This window comes from Streptomyces roseochromogenus subsp. oscitans DS 12.976, from assembly GCF_000497445.1.
Taxonomy (GTDB): Bacteria; Actinomycetota; Actinomycetes; order Streptomycetales; family Streptomycetaceae; genus Streptomyces; species Streptomyces oscitans.
In genome coordinates, this window is record NZ_CM002285.1 from 7,422,358 (window position 1) to 7,441,546 (window position 19,189).

Below are 19,189 nucleotides of genomic sequence, written 5' to 3' on the forward strand. Positions count from 1 at the left end.
ATAGCCCTGCTCTTCGTCTTCCCCGCGCTGCTCCTGCTCGGCGCGCTCGTCGTCTACCCGGTGCTGTTCTCCGTCGGCCGCAGCTTCTTCGACGCCTCCGGCACCCGGTTCGTGGGCGGCGACAACTACGCCGAGATGTTCCGCGACCCGGCGACCCTGAAGGCCATCCGCAACACCACCCTCTGGGTGGTCGTGGCCCCGGCCCTGCTCACCGGCCTCGGCCTGATCCTTGCGGTCCTGGTGGAGAAGGTCCGCTGGGCCACCGCCTTCAAGCTCCTGCTCTTCATGCCGATGGCGGTGTCCTTCCTCGCCGCCGGCATCATCTTCCGCCTCGCCTACGACCAGGACCCGGGCAAGGGCGTGCTGAACGCGGCCGTGGTCTCCGTCCACGACGCCTTCAAGGGCACGTCCACGTATCCGACGGCCCGCGGCCGCGAGGGCCTGCTGACCCAGGACCGGGACGGCTCGTACCGTACGACCGCCTCCGCCGGCCACTCGGTGACACTCCCGATGGTCGGCGTGCTGCCCGAGGACCTGCCCAAGAACGCCTCGCCCGCCTACCCGGCGGCCGGCCGCACCGCCGCGCCCGGCGAGCTGCGCGGTGTCGTCTACCTGGACTTCACCCCCGGCGGAGGCGGCAGACAGGGCAAGGTCGACCCGAAGGAGAGCGGGCTGCCCGGCATGAAGGTCGAGGCGGTGCGGGACGGCGGCACGGTTGCCAGCACGACGACCGCCGCCGACGGCTCCTTCACCTTCTCCGGGCTGCGCGCGGGCTCGTACACGGTGAAACTCCCGGAATCCAACTTCGCCCCGCCCTATCAGGGCGTCTCCTGGCTCGGACCCACGCTCGTCACCCCGGCGATCATCGGCGCGTACCTGTGGATCTGGACCGGCTTCGCCATGGTGCTGATCGGAGCGGGTCTGTCCACCCTGCCCCGGGACACGCTGGAGGCCGCGCGGATGGACGGTGCGAACGAGTGGCAGATCTTCCGCAAGATCACCGTGCCGCTGCTCGCACCCGTGCTCACCGTGGTCTTCGTGACCCTCGTGATCAATGTGATGAAGGTCTTCGACCTCGTCTACATCATCGCGCCCGGACCGGTGCAGGAGGACGCCACGGTGCTGGCCACACAGATGTGGCTGGTCTCCTTCGGCGGCGGCAACAACCAGGGCCTCGGCAGCGCCCTCGGAGTGCTGCTCCTGCTCCTGGTGATCCCCGCGATGGTGTTCAACGTCCGCCGCTTCCGACAGAGCCAACGATGAGGAGTCAGCGATGAGGAGTCAGCGATGAACGCGATCAGGCGGGGCCTGGGCAACGGCCTGGTGCAGGCCTTCCTGGTGGTGATCGGCCTGGTCTGGCTGACTCCGCTGGCGGGCCTGTTCCTCTCCTCCCTCCGCTCGGCCCAGGACACCGCGAAGGGCGGCTGGTGGACGGCCCTGGCCAGCCCCGGCCAGCTGTCCTTCGGCAACTACACGGCGCTGCTGAAGAACTCCGGGATGACCCAGGCCTTCTGGAACACGGTCCTGATCTCGGTACCGGCGACGACACTCGTCGTGGTCATCGCCGCCCTCGCCGGATACGCCTTCGCCTGGCTGGACTTCCCGCTCCGTGAGCCCCTCTTCCTGCTGGTGGTGGCCCTGTTGGTGGTGCCGGTGCAGATCGGACTGCTGCCCGTGGCCAAACTCTTCGGCGCACTGGGCCTGTTCGGCACGATCCCCGGCGTCGTCCTCTTCCATGTGGCCTACGGCCTCCCCTTCGCCGTCTTCCTCCTGCGCAACTACTTCGCGGAGATGCCGAAGGAGATGCTGGAGGCGGCGCGGATGGACGGCGGCAGCGAGTGGCGCATCTTCACCCGGCTGGTCCTGCCGGTGGGGCGTCCGGCGATCGCCTCGCTCGCGATCTTCCAGTTCCTGTGGGTCTGGAACGACATGCTCGTCGCCCTGCTCTTCGCCGACAGCTCCTCCCAGCCGCTCACCGTGGAACTCCAGTCCCAGATCCGGCAGTTCGGCAGCAACATCGACGTGCTGGCACCGGGCGCGTTCCTGTCACTGATCGTGCCGGTGGTGGTGTTCTTCGCGTTCCAGCGGCACTTCGTGCAGGGCGTGATGGCGGGGTCCGTGAAGTGAGGGACGGCGGGGACCGAAGTCCCCGCCGTCCCTGTCCGTAAAGCCGTCCGCTATCCGTAAAAGAGCGTCACGGCGACGCCGGCGGATACAGCGAGCGCGGCAGCTGCGAGGCCGCCGCCGAGTCCAGGAGCCACAGTGTGCGGGAGCGGCCGTACGCCCCCGCCGCCGGCGCCTGGATCTCACCCGCGCCGGACAGGGCGATGGCCGCGGCCTCCGCCTTGTCCCGGCCGGCCGCGAGCAGCCACACCTCGCGAGCCGAGCGGATCGCCGGCAGGGTCAGGGTGATCCGGGTCGGCGGCGGCTTGGGCGCGCCGTGCACGCCGACCACCGTGCGCTCGGTCTCCCGTACGGCCGGCAACTCCGGGAAGAGCGAGGCCACATGGGTGTCCGGGCCGACGCCCAGCATGAGCACGTCGAAGGTGGGCACCGAGCCGTGGTTCTCCGGCCCGGCAGCCTTCGCCAGCTCCGCCGCGTACGCCTCCGCGGCCGCCTCGACGTCCGTACCGTACGGGCCGTCGGAGGCGGGCATGGCGTGCACGCGCTCCGGGTCCAGCGGTACGGAGTCCAGCAGGGCCGCGCGGGCCTGTGTGACATTGCGCTCGGGGTCGCCCTCCGGCAGATAGCGCTCGTCGCCCCACCACAGGTCGAGCCGGGTCCAGTCGATGGCGTCCCGGGCCGGTGCCGCCGCCAGCGCGGCCAGCAGGCCGTTGCCGTTGCGGCCGCCCGTGAGGACCACGGACGCATGGCCACGGGAGGCCTGCGCGTCCACGATCTTCGTGATCAGGCGGGCCGCGGCGGCCTGCGCCATCAGGTCCTTGTCGCGGTGGACGACCAGCTGGGGAGTGCTCACTTCGCCGTCGCCTTCCTCGCCGGTGCCTTCTTGGCGGTCTTGGCCGCGGCCTTCTTGGCGGGCGCGGGCTCAGAAGCCGGCTCGGCCGCCTCCTGAGAAGCCGCCTCCTGAGAAGCCGCCTCCTGAGAAGCCGCCTTCTCCGGTGCCGTGTTCAGCCGCTCCACGCCATAGCGCAGCGCCGACGCGTAGGTGTCGTCCGGGTCGAGCCGGCGCAGCTCCTCCGCGATCAGCTCGGCGGTCTCCCGCCGCTTCAGCGCCACCGCCCGGGCCGGCTGGCCCTCGATGGACAGCGTGGCCAGCGAACCGTCCGCGCGGTCCAGCACGATCGGGCCGCAGGTCGTCTCCATACGGACGGCCGTCAGCCCCGGGCCGGACGACAGGGAGCGCCTGACGGGGACGTCCAGCCGGTCCGCGAGCCACATCGCCAGCAGCTCACAGCTGGGGTTGAACTCCTCGCCCTCCACCTCGACGCCCCGCACCGTGCAGGTGACCTGGTCCAGGGCCGCCGCGAGCATCGAACGCCACGGCGTGATCCGGGTCCAGGACAGGTCGGTGTCACCGGGCGTGTAGGCATCGGCTCGGGCGGACAGCTCCCGCACCGGCTGCTCGGCGGCGTAGGTGTCGGTGACCCGGCGCTGGGCCAGCCTGCCCAGCGGGTCCTTCGCCGGGTCCAGCGGGGCGTTCACCGGCCACCACACGACCACCGGCGCGTCCGGCAGCAGCAGCGGCAGCACGACCGAGTCGGCGTGCTCGACGACCTCGCCGTACAGCCGCAGCACGACCGTCTCGCCGGTGCCCGCGTCCGCGCCCACCCGCACCTCGGCGTCCAGCCGGGACGTCGTACGGTCGCGCGGGGAGCGGGAGACCCGCTTGATGACCACCAGCGTGCGCGAAGGGTGCTCGCGTGACGCGTCGTTGGCGGCCCGCAGCGCGTCATAGGCGTTCTCCTCGTCGGTGACGATGACGAGGGTGAGGACCATGCCCACGGCGGGGGTGCCGATGGCGCGGCGGCCCTGCACGAGCGCCTTGTTGATGTCGCCTGCGGTGGTGTCGGTCAGGTCGATCTTCATGGCCGGCGCCAGCTCCGTCCGTCTCGTGCGAGCATCTCGTCCGCCTCGGCGGGGCCCCAGGTGCCCGACGGGTACTGCGCGGGCCTGCCGTGCTTGTCCCAGTGCTCCTCGATCGGGTCGAGGATCTTCCAGGACAGCTCGACCTCCTCCGTGCGCGGGAAGAGGTTGGCGTCGCCGAGCAGCACGTCCAGGATTAGGCGCTCGTACGCCTCCGGGCTGGACTCCGTGAAGGACTCGCCGTAGGCGAAGTCCATGGAGACGTCCCGGATCTCCATCGAGGTGCCCGGCACCTTGGAGCCGAAGCGGACCGTGATGCCCTCGTCGGGCTGGACGCGGATGACGATCGCGTTCTGGCCCAGCTCCTCGGTCGCCGTGTGGTCGAACGGGGAGTGCGGGGCCCGCTGGAAGACGACCGCGATCTCCGTCACGCGCCGGCCGAGGCGCTTGCCGGTGCGCAGGTAGAAGGGGACACCCGCCCAGCGGCGGTTGTCGATCCCCAGCTTGATCGCGGCGTAGGTGTCGGTCTTCGACTTCGGGTCGATGCCCTCCTCTTCGAGGTAACCGATGACCTTCTCACCGCCCTGCCAGCCGCTCGCGTACTGACCGCGCACGGTGCTGCTGCCCAGGTCCTTCGGCAGCCGTACGGCACCGAGCACCTTCTCCTTCTCCGCGGCCAGCGCGTCCGCGCCGAAGGAGGCGGGCTCCTCCATGGCCGTGAGGGCCATGAGCTGGAGCAGGTGGTTCTGGATGACGTCACGGGCGGCGCCGATGCCGTCGTAGTAGCCGGCGCGGCCGCCGATGCCGATGTCCTCGGCCATGGTGATCTGCACATGGTCCACGAAGGACCGGTTCCAGATCGGCTCGAACATGGTGTTGGCGAAGCGCAGCGCCAGGATGTTCTGGACGGTCTCCTTGCCGAGGTAGTGGTCGATGCGGAACACCTGGTCCGGCTCGAACACCTCGTGCACGACCTTGTTCAGCTCCTCGGCCGACTTCAGGTCGTGGCCGAACGGCTTCTCGATGACCGCGCGCCGCCAGGAACCGCCGGTCTGGTCGGCCAGCCCGTGCTTCTTCAGCTGCTGGATGACCACCGGGAAGGAGCGCGGCGGCACCGACAGGTAGAAGGCGAAGTTGCCGCCCGTGCCCTGCGCCTTGTCCAGCTCCTCGATGGTGGCGCGCAGCCGCTCGAAGGCATCGTCGTCGTCGAAGGTGCCCTGCACGAAGCGCATCCCCTGGATGAGCTGCTGCCAGACCTCCTCCCGGAACGGCGTACGGGCGTGCGCCTTGACTGCGTCGTGGACCTCGGCGGCGAAGTCCTCGTTCTCCCACTCGCGGCGGGCGAAGCCCACCAGCGAGAAGCCCGGCGGCAGCAGACCCCGGTTGGCGAGGTCGTACACCGCGGGCATCAGCTTCTTGCGGGACAGGTCGCCCGTGACACCGAAGATGACCAGACCCGACGGCCCCGCGATACGCGGGAGCCGTCGGTCGGCCGGGTCACGAAGCGGGTTCGCTCCGGAAGCGGGAAACCCGGCAAGAGGGGTCAAGTCAGCCCTCCGAAGGGGCGAGGCGCTCGAGCACCGCCTGGGTGGACTTCAGCAGGTCGTTCCAGGACGCCTCGAACTTCTCGACGCCCTCGTCCTCCAGTACCTGCACCACGTCGTCGTACGAGATGCCGAGCTTCTCGATCGCGTCGATTTCGGCGCGCGCCTGCCCGTAGGTGCCGGCGATGGTGTCGCCGGTGATCACGCCGTGGTCGTCGGTGGCCTCCAGCGTGGCCTCCGGCATGGTGTTGACCGTGTTCGGCGCGACCAGCTCGGTGACGTACAGCGTGTCCGGGTACGCCGGGTCCTTCACACCGGTCGACGCCCACAGCGGACGCTGCTTGTTGGCGCCCGCGTTCTCCAGCGCGTTCCAGCGCTCCGAGGAGAAGACCTCCTCGTACGCCTGGTAGGCGAGGCGCGCGTTGGCGACGGCGGCCTTGCCGCGCAGCGCCTTGGCCTCGTCGGTGCCGAGGGCGTTCAGGCGCTTGTCGATCTCGGTGTCCACGCGGGACACGAAGAAGGACGCCACGGAACGGATGAGCGACAGGTCCAGGCCGCGCTCCTTCGCCTTCTCCAGGCCGGCCAGGTAGGCGGCCATGACCTCGCGGTAGCGCTCCAGGGAGAAGATCAGCGTGACGTTGACGCTGATACCGAGGCCGATGACCTCGGTGATCGCCGGCAGACCCGCCTTGGTGGCCGGGATCTTGATCAGCGTGTTGGGCCGGTCGACCAGCCAGGCCAGCTGCTTGGCCTCGGCGACGGTGGCCGTCGTGTTGTGCGCGAGACGCGGGTCCACCTCGATGGAGACCCGGCCGTCCTGACCGCCGGTGGCGTCGAAGACGGGGCGCAGGATGTCGGCGGCGTCGCGGACGTCCGCCGTGGTGATCATGCGGATGGCCTCTTCGACGGTGACCTTGCGGGCGGCGAGGTCCGTGACCTGCTGCTGGTAGCCGTCACCGCCGCTGATCGCCTTCTGGAAGATCGTCGGGTTGGTGGTGACGCCCACGACGTGCTGCTGGTCGATCAGCTCGGCGAGGTTGCCGGACGTGATCCGCTTGCGCGACAGGTCGTCCAGCCAGATCGCGACGCCTTCTTCGGAGAGGCGCTTGAGTGCGTCTGTCATGGAATTACATCTCCTACGTGTCGTATATGAGCGTCAGCGCTGGGCGGCGGCGATGGATTCCCGGGCCTTGGCAGCCACATTCTCGGCAGTGAAGCCGAACTCGCGGAAGAGCACCTTGCCGTCGGCGGAAGCACCGAAGTGCTCCAGGGAAACGATGCGGCCGGCGTCCCCGACGTAGCGGTGCCAGGTCAGCCCGATGCCCGCCTCCACGGCCACGCGGGCCTTGACGGACGGCGGGAGCACGGAGTCCCGGTACCCCTGGTCCTGCTCCTCGAACCACTCGACGGACGGCATCGACACGACACGCGTGGGAACGCCCTCGGCCTGCAGCCGCTCACGCGCCTCGACGGCCACGTGCACCTCGGAACCGGTGGCGATCAGGATCACCTGCGGCTGGCCGCCCTCGGCCTCGAACAGCACGTAACCACCGCGCGCGGCATCCTCGTTGGGCTCGTACGTCGGCACGCCCTGGCGGGTGAGCGCGAGGCCGTGCGGCTGGCCCTTGCCGAACTCCTTGGTGTAGCGCTTGAGGATCTCGCGCCAGGCGATGGCGGTCTCGTTGGCGTCCGCCGGGCGGACCACGTTCAGACCGGGGATCGCGCGCAGCGAGGCCAGGTGCTCGACCGGCTGGTGCGTCGGGCCGTCCTCACCGAGACCGATGGAGTCGTGCGTCCACACGTACGTCACCGGCAGGTGCATCAGGGCCGACAGCCGCACCGCGTTGCGCATGTAGTCGGAGAAGACGAGGAACGTACCGCCGTAGACACGGGTGTTGCCGTGCAGCGTGATGCCGTTCATCTCCGCGCCCATGGAATGCTCGCGGATGCCGAAGTGGATCGTACGGCCGTACGGCTTGGCCTCGGGCAGCGGGTTGCCCTCGGGCAGGAACGAGCTGTCCTTGTCGATGGTCGTGTTGTTCGAGCCGGCGAGGTCGGCGGAGCCGCCCCACAGCTCGGGGACCACCGCGCCGAGCGCCTGCAGCACCTTGCCGGAGGCGGCACGCGTGGCGATGCCCTTGCCCGGCTCGAAGACCGGGATCTTCTCCTCCCAGCCGGTGGGCAGCTCACCCTTGCTGATGCGGTCGAACTCGGCGCCGCGCTCCGGGTTGTCGTCCCGCCACAGCTGCAGGGACTTCTCCCACTCGGCCTTCGCCTGCGCGCCGCGCTCCAGGGCCCTGCGGGTGTGGGTGATGACCTCGTCCTCGACGGCGAAGTGCTGCTCGGGGTCGAAGCCGAGGACGCGCTTGGTGGCCGCGACCTCCTCCTCGCCCAGCGCCGAGCCGTGCGCGGCCTCGGTGTTCTGGGCGTTCGGGGCCGGCCAGGCGATGATCGAGCGCATCGCGATGAAGGACGGCTTGTCCGTGACCTTCTTGGCCTCCTGGATCGCGGCGAAGATCGCCTGCGGGTCCAGGTCGCCGTCGTCCTGGGCCTCGACGCGCTGCACATGCCAGCCGTAGGCCTCGTAGCGCTTGACGGTGTCCTCGGAGACGGCCGTCTCGGTGTCGCCCTCGATCGAGATGTGGTTGTCGTCCCACAGCAGGATCAGGTTGCCGAGCTTCTGGTGGCCGGCGAGCGAGGAGGCCTCGGCGGAGATGCCCTCCTGGAGGCAGCCGTCACCAGCGATGCAGTAGATGAAGTGGTCGAAGGGGGACTCGCCCTGCGGCGCGTCCGGGTCGAACAGGCCGCGCTCGTAGCGGGCGGCCATCGCCATGCCCACCGCGTTGGCGACACCCTGGCCGAGCGGACCGGTGGTGGTCTCCACGCCCTTGGTGTGCCCGTACTCCGGGTGGCCCGGGGTCTTCGAACCCCAGGTGCGGAAGGACTCCAGGTCCTCCAGCTCCAGGCCGAAGCCGGCCAGGTAGAGCTGGGTGTAGAGGGTCAGGGACGAGTGGCCGGCGGACAGCACGAAACGGTCGCGCCCCACCCACTCCGGGTCGGCCGGGTCGTGCCGCATCACCTTCTGGAAGAGGGTGTAGGCGGCCGGCGCCAGGCTCATCGCCGTACCGGGATGGCCGTTGCCGACCTTCTGTACGGCGTCGGCGGCCAGGACACGGGCGGTGTCCACGGCCCGCTGGTCCAGGTCGGTCCACTCAAGGTCTGTGGTGGTCGGCTTGGTGCTCACCCTGGGTCAGGGCTCCTCTCCACATGTCGGTCGCCGGTCTCGGGGCATGCGCCCACCCGGCCGCCGGCGTGCTTCTGCCCGCCGGCCGCTGCCGAGCCTACCCCCGTAAGCACGTGCGTTTTTTCGACTCATTCCAGACTGCCGGGAGTCTGTGCGATCCGCCTGCCGACTGGCCGACACGGCATTCGGCACATGAATACGGACCCTGTCATCTGAGCGCTCAATCGAGAGGTATGACCTCTCTTATGGGACGTGTGCCAACACGACCCCACCCCCGCGAAGGCCGCGGTATGGGCAACGTCTAAAGTGGCGTGGTACGCGCGAGCCTTTACCGGGACTTCACACGGGGAGGCTTGCTGGGATGTCTCTGTCAGGGGTGTGCGTGACGGCCGTCGAATCCCGTCCTGGGGGCACCTCCCAGGCCCTTAAGGCACTGGGGGAGGGCGTGCTGGGTGGTGCGAGCCAGAGCCCGGTTCACCGGCCGTTCGGGGCCCGTGTCAAGGCGTTCGTGGCGCTGACCAAGCCACGGATCATCGAGCTGCTGCTCATCACCACCGTTCCGGTGATGTTCCTCGCACAGCAGGGTGTGCCCGACCTGAAGCTGGTCCTGCTGACCTGCGTCGGCGGCTACCTCTCGGCGGGCGGCGCCAACGCGCTGAACATGTACATCGACCGGGACATCGACGCCCTGATGGACCGCACCGCGCAGCGGCCGCTGGTGACCGGCATGGTCAGCCCGCGCGAGTGCCTGGCCTTCGGCATCACCCTCGCGGTCGTCTCGACGCTGCTCTTCGGCCTCACCGTCAACTGGCTGAGCGCCTGGCTCTCACTCGGCGCACTCCTCTTCTATGTGGTCGTCTACACGATGATCCTCAAGCGGCGTACGTCGCAGAACATCGTGTGGGGCGGCATCGCGGGATGCATGCCCGTGCTCATCGGCTGGTCGGCCGTGACGGACTCGCTTTCCTGGGCGCCGGTCATCCTCTTCATGGTGATCTTCTTCTGGACCCCGCCGCACTACTGGCCGCTGTCCATGAAGGTCAAGGAGGACTACGCGCGCGTGGGCGTGCCGATGCTGCCGGTCATCGCTTCCAACAAGGTCGTCGCCCAGCAGATCGTCATCTACAGCTGGGTGATGGTCGCCGTCTCCCTGCTCCTCACCCCGCTCGGCTACACCGGCTGGTTCTACACGGCCGTCGCGCTGGCCGCCGGCGGATGGTGGCTGTGGGAGGCGCACTCGCTGCAGAACCGGGCCAAGGCCGAGGTCACCGGCGCGAAGCTGAAGGAGATGCGGCTGTTCCACTGGTCGATCACCTACGTCTCGCTGCTGTTCGTGGCGATCGCGGTGGACCCGTTCCTGCGCTGACGTATGTCACAGGAACCCGCTCTCGCCAGCCGATCTACTCGTGAGTAGCATCCTGGTCATGGCAGACACGCAGCAGGTTGACGCGAGGGCCGAGCGCAAGGTGGCCAAGCTCGCCCGGGAGATCAGCGCCTTCGCCAAGGCGCACGGCGGCGCCGAGGGCCAGGTCGCCCACATCGGCGAGCGCGGCGCCCGCATCGTCCTCGTCGGCGAGGACGGCGGCTGGGGCGACCTGGTGGCTCCCAGCACCGAGATCGCCGAGAAGGCGGTGGAGAAGTCCGGCATCACCGTCCACGAGTCCTTCGACGGCGAGTTCGCGGCGAAGGTGAAGACGGGGCCGTACGAGTGGAAGCGGATGGCCGGCATTCAGATCGGTGGCTGAGCAGCGGGGCTGAAGGGGGCGCGGGGCTGTATCGATATGCGGCTCCGCCGGGACGGGGGTCCCCCCGGGTTCGAGCGAAGCCGAGAATTCGGGGGAGCGATCAACCACAACGGACCGACAGCCGCCGAACTACGAGCAGTCCCGAGCTCATCCGCGACCTCTCACCCGGTTCACCCGTTAGGCCGTGCATGCCAGCGCACGCGGGGAGCCTCGGATGATCGAAACGCCGTCCCTCGTGGACCAGTACTGCCACGGCGTACTGCGGACTGAACTGGGCCTCGGCACCTTCGAGGCCCAACTCGCTCACACCGAGGGCCCACCGGCCCCCGGCACCACGCTCTTCGACACCCAGACGGGATTCGCCGTACGGCGCTGGTGTCCGCCCCTGCTCGGCCTGGAACCGCACTGCGCGCCCGCCCGCTATCTGGCCCGGCGCCGCGAACTGGGCGTCCTGGAAGCGGGCCGCAGGCTGCTGCGCGGCAGCGGCATCACCACGTATCTCGTCGACACCGGCCTGCCCGGCGACCTCACCGGCCCCACGGAGATGGCCTGCGACGGAGCCGCCGAGGCCCGCGAGATCGTCCGGCTCGAACTGCTCGCGGAGCAGGTCGCCGACACCTCCGGCACCGTCAAGTCCTTCCTGGCCAACCTCGCCGAGTCCGTACACGGTGCCGCCGCGAACGCGGTCGCCTTCACCTCCGTCGCGGGCCTCAGACACGGCCTGGCCCTCGCGCCCGAGCCACCGGGGCCGGGGGAGGTGCGGGGCGCGGCGGGCCGCTGGCTGGCCGGGCGGCGGGTCGGCGGGGCGCTCACGGACCCCGTGCTGCTACGGCACCTGCTGTGGATCGCCGTAGCCTCGGGCCTGCCCCTCCAACTGCACGCCGGGCTCGGCGAGCCGGGCTCCCGCATCGACCGCACCGACCCCGTGCTGCTCTCCGACTTCGTGCGGGCGACGGCCGGCCTCGGCACCGATCTGATCCTGCTGCACGGCTACCCGTACCACCGCCACGCCGCCCACCTGGCCGGAGTCTTCCCGCACGTCTACACCGACTCCGGCGCCGCGCTCGTCCGCACCGGCGCCCGCGCGGCCACCGTCCTCGCCGAGATCCTGGAGCTGGCCCCCTTCGGCAAGATCCTCTTCTCCACCGGCGCCCACGGCCTGCCCGAACTGCACGTCGTCGGCGCCCGCCTGTTCCGTGAGGCCCTGGGCCGGGTCCTGGGGACCTGGGTCGCCGACGGCGCCTGGTCCCTGGAGGACGGGCAGCGGGTGGCCCGGATGGTCGCGGCGGGCAACGCCCGCCGGGTGTACGGGCTGAGCGGCGCCTGACGCACCGGCTGAGCCGCCGCAGGGGTTACGCGCGCGTGCCCACCGTCACCTCGGCCGAGGGGCCGGGCAGGTCCAGGGTGGCGTCCGGGCGTTCGCGCAGCGACAGCAGCACCCGCAGCACGCCGATCCACACCAGGCAGGAGCCGAGCATGTGAAGGCCGACCATGGCCTCGGGCAGGTGCGTGAAGTACTGGACGTACCCGATGACGCCCTGGGCGAGCAGGATCACGAAGAGGTCCCTGGTGCGGTCCAGCGGCCCCTTGGGGGCGTCGACCGCTTTGAGGACGAACCACAGGGCGAAGGTGAGGGTCACCACGATCCAGGCGAACACGGAGTGCAGCTTGGCGACGGTCTCCCAGTCGATCGGGATGCGCTTGACGTCGCTGGAGTCGCCCGCGTGCGGGCCCGCGCCGGTGACGATCGTGCCGGCCGTGATCAGCAGGGCGGAGGCGACGACGAGGAACCACACCAGCTGCTGCACGGCCTTGCCGACCAGCGGCCGGGGCACACCGTCGCCCTCACGGGTGCGCTGCCACATCACCCCGGCGACCGTGATCAGCGCCGTCGCCAGCAGGAAGTGCGCCGCGACCGTGTACGGGTTGAGGCCCACGAGCACCACGATGCCGCCGAGGATCGCGTTGCCCATCACCAGCCAGAACTGCGCCCAGCCCAGCCGGGTCAGGCTGCGCCGGTACGGCTTCTGGGAGCGGGCGGCGATGATCGCCCAGCCGACCGCGGCGCACAGCACGTACGTCAGCATGCGATTGCCGAACTCGATCGCGCTGTGATAGCTCAGCGCGTTCGTCGGGGTCAGCGAGCCGTCGGTGCACTCCGGCCAGGTCGGGCAGCCGAGGCCTGAGCCGGTCAGGCGTACGGCGCCGCCGGTGCCGACGATGACCACGGACATCACGAGCGCGGCGAGGGCGGCCCGCTGGACGGTCCTCGACTGCGGGGTCCAGCGTGCGGCGATGAAGGCGAGCGGGTTGCGCAGAGCCGTGGCGGCGTCGGCGGGGTTCAGCTTGGGCACGCGCACCATCGTATGCCGCCGCTTGTGCACGCGTTCACGAGGGTCCTGCCGTGCCCTCACTCCCAGCGGAAGAGCCTTCCCGCCGCCGCGAGACCGACGACCGCCCACACCGCGAGGATCCCCAGGTCACCCCAGGGCATCCCGGCGCCGTGCTGCAGCACGGCCCGCAGGCCGTCCGAGAGCGCGGAGATGGGCAGCAGCCCCAGCACGTGCTGGGCGGCCGGGCCGAACTTGTCCAGCGGCACGATGACACCGCCGCCGACGAGCAGCAGCAGGAAGACGAGGTTCGCGGCGGCCAGCGTCGCCTCCGCCTTCAGGGTGCCCGCCATCAGCAGGCCGAGCCCGGAGAAGGCGGCGGTACCGAGGACGAGGAGGAGCAGGACGGCGGCGACGCTTGTCAATGTTCCAGCGCCGTGCGGGGACCAGCCCAGGGCGAAGGCGATCGCCGTCAGCAGGACGACCTGGAGAACCTCGGTGACCAGCACGGACGCCGTCTTGGCGGTCATCAGGCCCCAGCGGGGCAGCGGTGAGGAGGCGAGCCGCTTGAGCACGCCGTAGCGGCGCTCGAAGCCGGTCGCGATGGCCTGCCCGGTGAACGCCGTCGACATCACCGCGAGGGCCAGGATGCCGGGGGTGAGGAAGTCCACCGCCTTGCCCTTGCCGGTGTCGACGATGTCCACGGAGCTGAAGAGCGCCAGCAGCAGCGTCGGGATGACGACCGTCAGCAGCAGCTGCTCGCCGTTGCGCAGCAGCATCCTGGTCTCCAGCACCGCCTGTGCCGCGATCATGCGGGGCAGGGGCGCCGCGCCCGGCTGCGGGGAGTAGGTACCCGTGGCGGTGGTCATGAGCGCAACTCCTTGCCTGTGAGCTCCAGGCAGTGCTTTCCCGGGGGACAACCCCCGGACCCCCGGCCGATCTCCGGGTGAGCCGGAATCATGAACGCAACTCCTTGCCTGTGAGCTCCAGAAAAACGTCCTCCAGCGTGTGCCGCTCCACCGAGATCCGGTCCGGCATCACGCCGTGCTGGGCGCACCACGAGGTCACGGTGGCCAGCAGCTGCGGGTCGACCCTGCCGACGACGCGGTAGCTGCCCGGGGTCAGCTCGGCGGCCGTGCAGTTGGCCGGGAGCGCCTTCAGCAGGGAGCCCACGTCGAGGCCGGGGCGGCCGGTGAAGCGCAGGGTGTTCTCGGCGCCGCCCTTGCACAGCTCCTCCGGGGAGCCCTGAGCGATGACCCGGCCGCCGTCGATGATCGCCACGTCGTCGGCGAGCTGCTCGGCCTCCTCCATGTAGTGGGTGGTGAGGATCACCGAGACGCCGTCGGCGCGCAGGTCCTTCACCAGGTCCCAGGTGGCCCGGCGGGCCTGCGGGTCGAGCCCGGCGGTCGGCTCGTCGAGGAAGACCAGCTCCGGGCGCCCTACGACGGCCATGGCGAGCGCGAGCCGCTGCTGCTGTCCGCCGGACAGCCGCCGGTAGGAGGTACGTCCGCAGGAGCCGAGCCCGAGCCGCTCGATCAGCGCGTCCACGTCCAGTGGTTGCGCGTGCAGCTTGGCCACGTGCCTGAGCATCTCGTCGGCCCGGGCGCCGGAGTAGACGCCGCCGGACTGGAGCATCACACCGATACGGGGCCGCAGCTCGGCGGACTGGCGCACCGGGTCGAGGCTCAGGACGCGCACCGTGCCGGCATCCGGCTTCCGGTACCCCTCGCAGGTCTCGACCGTGGTCGTCTTCCCCGCTCCGTTCGGACCGAGTACGGCGGTCACGCCGGCCTCGGCCACCAGGTCGAGGCCGTCCACCGCGGTCTTCGTTCCGTACCGCTTCACCAGGGCCTGGACCTGGACCACGGGCTCACTTCGCATGGGTCCAGAGTCTAGGGAGAGCCTGGTCCGCTCAGACGTGGGGGTCCCCCCGCTCGAGCGGAGCCGAGAGTGGGGGAGGGTGCGGGAACTCCTCCCCACGGGGACGGTGCAGGGGCAGCCACCGCTCCGCGTAGGCCACCGCGTCCGCCACCGGAAACAGCCGTACGTCCGCCGCGCCCACGCTGCCGCGCAGGACGGGCCGGTCCCGCTCGAAGTCGTGCCCCAGCTCGTCGAACCGGTCGGAGCTGATCGACACCTCGATCACCCGCTCCCAGCCACCTCCGGGAGCGGGCCGGCCGACCGCCACGCGGATGGCGGTGCCGGCCCGCGTCTCGCTGCCGGTCGGTGAAAACCAGCCCGTCCGGCGTTTGAGGACGAGGCCCGCTCAGGGCCCAAGCGGGGGCCTGGGGGGCGGCAGCCCCCAGACGGTCCGTGGGGTTCGGGTTGATGTCGTGAACGCCGCTCTAGCTTGTCGGAGGGGGTGTCGGCATGGTTCGCGAGTCTTTCGGACGAGCCCGCGTGGCGCTACTGAATTGCCTGCTCAGGGCCATGCCGAATGATCGATCAAAGATCGTTTCCGCAGGTCAGATTAGGTATGCCTAAGTGACGCAGGGCACCGCCCGATGATCCGTACGGCGCTTGTCAGGCCACGAAGAATTACGCAACAATGGCGTTGTGAAAAACGTCGGCGAGGCTCGGGAGACCCCCCTGGGGGCCCCGCAGGAGGAACTCGCGACCGGTGAGCGCTCCACGCGCAACCGCGTCGCGCGATCCATCCTGGACCACGGCCCGTCGACGGTCGCCGAACTCGCCGGCCGGCTGGGGCTGACCCAGGCGGCCGTCCGGCGCCATCTGGACGCGCTGGTCGCCGACGACGTCGTGGAGGCCCGGGAGCAGCGGGTGTACGGCACGCGTACGCGCGGCCGCCCCGCCAAGGTCTTCGCGCTCACCGACTGCGGCCGCGACGCCTTTGACCAGTCGTACGACAAGCTCGCCGCGGACGCGCTCCGCTGGATCGCCGAGCAGGGCGGTGGCCCCGACGCGGTCGCCGCCTTCGCCCGCGCCCGGATCGCCGCCCAGGCGAGCGCCTACCGCAAGGCGATCGAGGCCGTCACTCCGGACAAGCGCGCCGAAGCGCTGGCCAAGGCCTTGAGCGTCGACGGGTACGCTGCTACGGCGCGCACCGCACCGGTCGGCGAGCAGCTGTGCCAGCACCACTGCCCGGTCGCCCATGTCGCGGAGCAGTTCCCGCAGCTGTGCGAGGCGGAGACGGAGATCTTCGCCGAGCTGCTGGGCACCCACGTCCAGCGACTGGCGACCATCGCGCACGGCGACGGCGTCTGCACGACGTTCATCCCCAAGACATCCACTGACGCACCTGCAAGCACGGCCGGGAGGAACCCCGCATGACTCTCCCCACGGAGACTGCCCACCCCGAACTCGAGGGCCTGGGCAAGTACGAATACGGCTGGGCCGACTCCGACGTCGCCGGTGCCTCCGCGAGGCGCGGCCTGAACGAGGAGGTCGTCCGCGACATCTCCGGCAAGAAGTCGGAGCCGGAGTGGATGACCAAGCTGCGCCTGAAGGGCCTGAAGCTCTTCGAGAAGAAGCCGATGCCGAACTGGGGCTCCGACCTCTCGGGCATCGACTTCGACAACATCAAGTACTTCGTGCGCTCCACGGAGAAGCAGGCGGAGTCCTGGGAGGACCTGCCCGAGGACATCAAGAACACCTACGACAAGCTGGGCATCCCGGAGGCCGAGAAGCAGCGCCTGGTCGCCGGCGTCGCCGCGCAGTACGAGTCGGAGGTCGTCTACCACCAGATCCGCGAGGACCTGGAGGAGCAGGGCGTCATCTTCCTCGACACCGACACCGCCCTGAAGGAGCACCCGGAGCTCTTCAAGGAGTACTTCGGGACCGTCATCCCCGCCGGTGACAACAAGTTCGCGGCCCTGAACACCGCCGTGTGGTCGGGCGGCTCCTTCATCTACGTCCCGAAGGGCGTGCACGTCGAGATCCCGCTCCAGGCCTACTTCCGCATCAACACCGAGAACATGGGCCAGTTCGAGCGGACCCTGATCATCGTCGACGAGGGTGCCTATGTGCACTACGTCGAGGGTTGTACGGCCCCGATCTACAAGTCGGACTCGCTGCACTCCGCGGTCGTCGAGATCATCGTCAAGAAGAACGCCCGCTGCCGCTACACGACCATCCAGAACTGGTCGAACAACGTCTACAACCTGGTCACCAAGCGCGCCGTGGCCTACGAGGGCGCGACCATGGAGTGGATCGACGGCAACATCGGCTCCAAGGTGACGATGAAGTACCCGGCGGTCTACCTGATGGGCGAGCACGCCAAGGGCGAGACCCTGTCCATCGCCTTCGCGGGCGAGGGCCAGCACCAGGACGCCGGCTCCAAGATGGTCCACATGGCGCCGAACACCTCCTCCAACATCGTCTCCAAGTCGGTGGCGCGCGGCGGCGGTCGTACCTCGTACCGCGGCCTGGTCGAGATCGGCGAGGGCGCCCACGGCTCGAAGTCGAACGTGCTGTGCGACGCGCTGCTGGTCGACACCATCTCCCGCTCGGACACGTACCCGTACGTCGACGTCCGCGAGGACGACGTGTCCATGGGCCACGAGGCCACCGTCTCCAAGGTCTCCGAGGACCAGCTCTTCTACCTGATGAGCCGTGGTCTGTCCGAGTTCGAGGCGATGGCGATGATCGTGCGCGGCTTCGTCGAGCCGATCGCCAAGGAACTGCCGATGGAGTACGCCCTTGAGCTCAACCGGCTGATCGAGCTGCAGATGGAGGGCGCGGTCGGCTGAGGCCCGCCCCATCGGTCAGCACACGTCTTACTCAGAAAGCGAGCACTACGACAGCCATGGCTGAGGCTCAGAACATCCCGGTGGGCTCCACCACCGCCGGCCAGATCGCGGTGGCCGCAGAGTCGACCGTCGCCACGCGCATGAGCGCGCCCCCGTCCTTCGACGTCGCGGACTTCCCCGTTCCGCACGGCCGCGAGGAGGAGTGGCGGTTCACCCCGCTGGAGCGGCTGCGCGGTCTGCACGACGGCACCGCCGTCGCGGGCGGCACGGGCGGCACGGGCGTGAAGGTCGCCGTCGAGGCCCCCGAGGGCGTCACCGTCGAGACCGTCGGCCGCGACGACGCGCGGCTCGGCAGGGCGGGCACCCCGGTGGACCGCGTCGCCGCCCAGGCGTACTCGGCGTTCGAGAAGGCCGGAGTGGTCACCGTCCCCAAGGAGACGGTGCTCACCGAGCCGATCCGTATCGCCGCGCACGGCGAGGGCGGGGTCGCCTTCGCTCACCAGGTGATCGAGCTGGGCGCCTTCGCCGAGGCCGTCGTCGTCATCGACCACACCGGCGACGCCGTGCTCGCCGCCAACGTCGACTACATCCTGGGCGACGGCGCCAAGCTGACCGTCGTCTCCGTCCAGGACTGGGACGACACGGCCGTCCACGTGGCCCAGCACAACGCCCTGATCGGCCGGGACGCCTCCTTCAAGTCGGTCGTCGTCACCTTCGGCGGTGACGTGGTCCGCCTGCACCCGCGTGTGGAGTACGCCGGCCCCGGCGGCGAGGCCGAGCTGTTCGGTCTGTACTTCACCGACGCCGGGCAGCACCAGGAGCACCGCCTGCTGGTCACCCACAACACCCCGCACTGCAAGTCGAACGTCGTCTACAAGGGCGCGCTCCAGGGCGACGACGCGCACGCGGTCTGGATCGGCGACGTGCTCATCGAGGCCAAGGCCGAGGGCACGGACACCTACGAGATGAACCGCAACCTGGTCCTCACGGACGGCGCGCGCGTCGACTCGGTGCCGAACCTCGAGATCGAGACCGGCGAGATCGTCGGCGCCGGCCACGCCTCCGCCACCGGCCGTTTCGACGACGAGCAGCTCTTCTATCTGATGGCCCGCGGCATCCCGGAGCAGGAGGCCCGCCGCCTGGTGGTCCGCGGCTTCTTCGCCGAGCTGGTCCAGCAGATCGGTGTCACCGACATCGAGGAGCGCCTGCTCGCCAAGATCGAGGAGGAGCTGGAGGCGTCCGTCGCATGACGACCTTCGTACGCGTCTGTGGGCTGAGCGAGCTGGAGGAGGACACCCCGAAGCGGGTGGAACTCGACGGCACGCCGGTCTCGGTCGTGAAGACCGAGGGCGAGGTGTTCGCGATCTACGACATCTGCTCCCACGCGAACGTCTCCCTCTCCGAGGGCGAGGTGGAGGACTGCCAGATCGAGTGCTGGCTGCACGGCTCCTCCTTCGACCTCCGCACCGGCAAGCCGTCCGGCCTCCCGGCCACGCGCCCCGTCCCCGTATACCCCGTAAAGATCGAAGGGGACGACGTTCTCGTCTCCCTCACCCAGGAGTCCTGAGGCACC

Annotated in this window: 17 protein-coding genes and 1 pseudogene; 9 read left to right on the plus strand and 9 right to left on the minus strand. The window is 69.9% G+C overall.

The genetic code is table 11. From position 1 onward, the window contains the following. Both M878_RS81680 and M878_RS81685 read left to right on the plus strand, forming a co-directional pair. Positions 1–1,263, plus strand: a 1,263-nt coding sequence (locus tag M878_RS81680; protein WP_023551607.1) for an ABC transporter permease, incomplete at its 5' end; no start/stop codon positions are given. Between the two features lie 24 nt (positions 1,264–1,287). Then, complete coding sequence (locus M878_RS81685; RefSeq protein ID WP_023551608.1) at positions 1,288–2,127, plus strand: carbohydrate ABC transporter permease; 840 nt, start codon at positions 1,288–1,290, stop codon at positions 2,125–2,127. A 67-nt stretch (positions 2,128–2,194) separates the two neighbouring features. Here M878_RS81685 and pgl read toward each other — a convergent pair whose 3' ends face one another. Genes pgl through tkt form a run of 5 tightly spaced genes read right to left on the minus strand, consistent with a single transcriptional unit; the run spans position 2,195 to position 8,832 of the window. Then, positions 2,195–2,977 carry a 6-phosphogluconolactonase gene (gene pgl, locus M878_RS81690; RefSeq protein ID WP_023551609.1) on the minus strand — a complete coding sequence of 261 codons (783 nt, stop codon included), beginning with the start codon at positions 2,975–2,977 and terminating at the stop codon, positions 2,195–2,197. After that, positions 2,974–4,047 carry a glucose-6-phosphate dehydrogenase assembly protein OpcA gene (gene opcA / locus M878_RS81695; RefSeq protein WP_023551610.1) on the minus strand — a complete coding sequence of 358 codons (1,074 nt, stop codon included), beginning with the start codon at positions 4,045–4,047 and terminating at the stop codon, positions 2,974–2,976. Before opcA ends, pgl begins: the two co-directional genes overlap by 4 nt. Next, positions 4,044–5,591 (minus strand): glucose-6-phosphate dehydrogenase, encoded by a 1,548-nt coding sequence (gene zwf, locus M878_RS81700; protein ID WP_023551611.1) that lies wholly within the window; start codon positions 5,589–5,591, stop codon positions 4,044–4,046. The genes opcA and zwf overlap by 4 nt, the downstream gene beginning before the upstream one ends. 1 nt (position 5,592) lies before the next feature. After that, positions 5,593–6,711: a transaldolase gene (gene tal, locus M878_RS81705; protein WP_023551612.1), complete on the minus strand. Its 1,119-nt coding sequence runs from the start codon at positions 6,709–6,711 to the stop codon at positions 5,593–5,595. 33 nt (positions 6,712–6,744) lie between these two features. Then, complete coding sequence (tkt, locus tag M878_RS81710) at positions 6,745–8,832, minus strand: transketolase (protein WP_023551613.1); 2,088 nt, start codon at positions 8,830–8,832, stop codon at positions 6,745–6,747. 361 nt (positions 8,833–9,193) lie between these two features. On the opposite strand from tkt, the gene M878_RS81715 reads away from it, so the two are divergent. From M878_RS81715 to M878_RS81725, 3 genes are all read left to right on the plus strand, one after another. Continuing rightward, on the plus strand, positions 9,194–10,198 hold the full coding sequence (locus M878_RS81715) for a heme o synthase (protein WP_425347918.1): 1,005 nt from the start codon (positions 9,194–9,196) through the stop codon (positions 10,196–10,198). A gap of 58 nt (positions 10,199–10,256) precedes the next feature. Further along, on the plus strand, positions 10,257–10,577 hold the full coding sequence (locus tag M878_RS81720) for a hypothetical protein (protein ID WP_031226479.1): 321 nt from the start codon (positions 10,257–10,259) through the stop codon (positions 10,575–10,577). Between the two features lie 214 nt (positions 10,578–10,791). Beyond that, complete coding sequence (locus tag M878_RS81725; protein ID WP_023551616.1) at positions 10,792–11,904, plus strand: amidohydrolase family protein; 1,113 nt, start codon at positions 10,792–10,794, stop codon at positions 11,902–11,904. 25 nt (positions 11,905–11,929) lie between these two features. On the opposite strand, the gene M878_RS81730 is transcribed toward M878_RS81725, so the two are convergent. The 4 genes and pseudogenes from M878_RS81730 to M878_RS81745 all read right to left on the minus strand — a co-directional run. Next, a complete protein-coding gene (locus M878_RS81730) occupies positions 11,930–12,940 on the minus strand; it encodes a COX15/CtaA family protein (protein ID WP_023551617.1) in 1,011 nt (336 codons plus the stop codon). 47 nt (positions 12,941–12,987) lie between these two features. Next, positions 12,988–13,776, minus strand: a complete 789-nt coding sequence (locus M878_RS81735) for an ABC transporter permease (protein WP_023551618.1) — start codon at positions 13,774–13,776, stop codon at positions 12,988–12,990. A gap of 88 nt (positions 13,777–13,864) precedes the next feature. Then, a complete protein-coding gene (locus M878_RS81740) occupies positions 13,865–14,788 on the minus strand; it encodes an ABC transporter ATP-binding protein (RefSeq protein ID WP_031226481.1) in 924 nt (307 codons plus the stop codon). A 31-nt stretch (positions 14,789–14,819) separates the two neighbouring features. Next, a pseudogene (locus M878_RS81745) lies at positions 14,820–15,095 on the minus strand (AAC(3) family N-acetyltransferase); the annotation flags it as partial. 368 nt (positions 15,096–15,463) lie between these two features. On the opposite strand from M878_RS81745, the gene M878_RS81750 reads away from it, so the two are divergent. The 4 genes from M878_RS81750 to M878_RS81765 are packed head-to-tail and all read left to right on the plus strand — an operon-like array spanning position 15,464 to position 19,183. Then, positions 15,464–16,198, plus strand: a complete 735-nt coding sequence (locus M878_RS81750) for a helix-turn-helix transcriptional regulator (RefSeq protein WP_023551621.1) — start codon at positions 15,464–15,466, stop codon at positions 16,196–16,198. Then, on the plus strand, positions 16,195–17,616 hold the full coding sequence (gene sufB / locus M878_RS81755; protein WP_023551622.1) for a Fe-S cluster assembly protein SufB: 1,422 nt from the start codon (positions 16,195–16,197) through the stop codon (positions 17,614–17,616). Before M878_RS81750 ends, sufB begins: the two co-directional genes overlap by 4 nt. Positions 17,617–17,672: 56 nt before the next feature. Continuing rightward, on the plus strand, positions 17,673–18,866 hold the full coding sequence (sufD, locus tag M878_RS81760) for a Fe-S cluster assembly protein SufD (RefSeq protein ID WP_023551623.1): 1,194 nt from the start codon (positions 17,673–17,675) through the stop codon (positions 18,864–18,866). Further along, entirely contained in the window at positions 18,863–19,183 is a 321-nt protein-coding gene (locus tag M878_RS81765; protein WP_023551624.1) for a non-heme iron oxygenase ferredoxin subunit, read from the plus strand. The genes sufD and M878_RS81765 overlap by 4 nt, the downstream gene beginning before the upstream one ends. Positions 19,184–19,189 lie beyond the last annotated feature (6 nt).

What these genes read in the sequence shown, in the direction of transcription:
- sufD (WP_023551623.1), top strand. Translation starts at nt 17,673, where the DNA reads ATGGCTGAGGCTCAGAACATCCCGGTGGGCTCCACCACCGCCGGCCAG.
- M878_RS81725 (WP_023551616.1), top strand. Translation starts at nt 10,792, where the DNA reads ATGATCGAAACGCCGTCCCTCGTGGACCAGTACTGCCACGGCGTACTG.
- tal (WP_023551612.1), bottom strand. Translation starts at nt 6,711, where the DNA reads ATGACAGACGCACTCAAGCGCCTCTCCGAAGAAGGCGTCGCGATCTGG.
- sufB (WP_023551622.1), top strand. Translation starts at nt 16,195, where the DNA reads ATGACTCTCCCCACGGAGACTGCCCACCCCGAACTCGAGGGCCTGGGC.
- M878_RS81740 (WP_031226481.1), bottom strand. Translation starts at nt 14,788, where the DNA reads ATGCGAAGTGAGCCCGTGGTCCAGGTCCAGGCCCTGGTGAAGCGGTAC.
- M878_RS81685 (WP_023551608.1), top strand. Translation starts at nt 1,288, where the DNA reads ATGAACGCGATCAGGCGGGGCCTGGGCAACGGCCTGGTGCAGGCCTTC.
- M878_RS81735 (WP_023551618.1), bottom strand. Translation starts at nt 13,776, where the DNA reads ATGACCACCGCCACGGGTACCTACTCCCCGCAGCCGGGCGCGGCGCCC.
- M878_RS81715 (WP_425347918.1), top strand. Translation starts at nt 9,194, where the DNA reads ATGTCTCTGTCAGGGGTGTGCGTGACGGCCGTCGAATCCCGTCCTGGG.
- M878_RS81765 (WP_023551624.1), top strand. Translation starts at nt 18,863, where the DNA reads ATGACGACCTTCGTACGCGTCTGTGGGCTGAGCGAGCTGGAGGAGGAC.
- opcA (WP_023551610.1), bottom strand. Translation starts at nt 4,047, where the DNA reads ATGAAGATCGACCTGACCGACACCACCGCAGGCGACATCAACAAGGCG.
- M878_RS81720 (WP_031226479.1), top strand. Translation starts at nt 10,257, where the DNA reads ATGGCAGACACGCAGCAGGTTGACGCGAGGGCCGAGCGCAAGGTGGCC.
- M878_RS81730 (WP_023551617.1), bottom strand. Translation starts at nt 12,940, where the DNA reads ATGGTGCGCGTGCCCAAGCTGAACCCCGCCGACGCCGCCACGGCTCTG.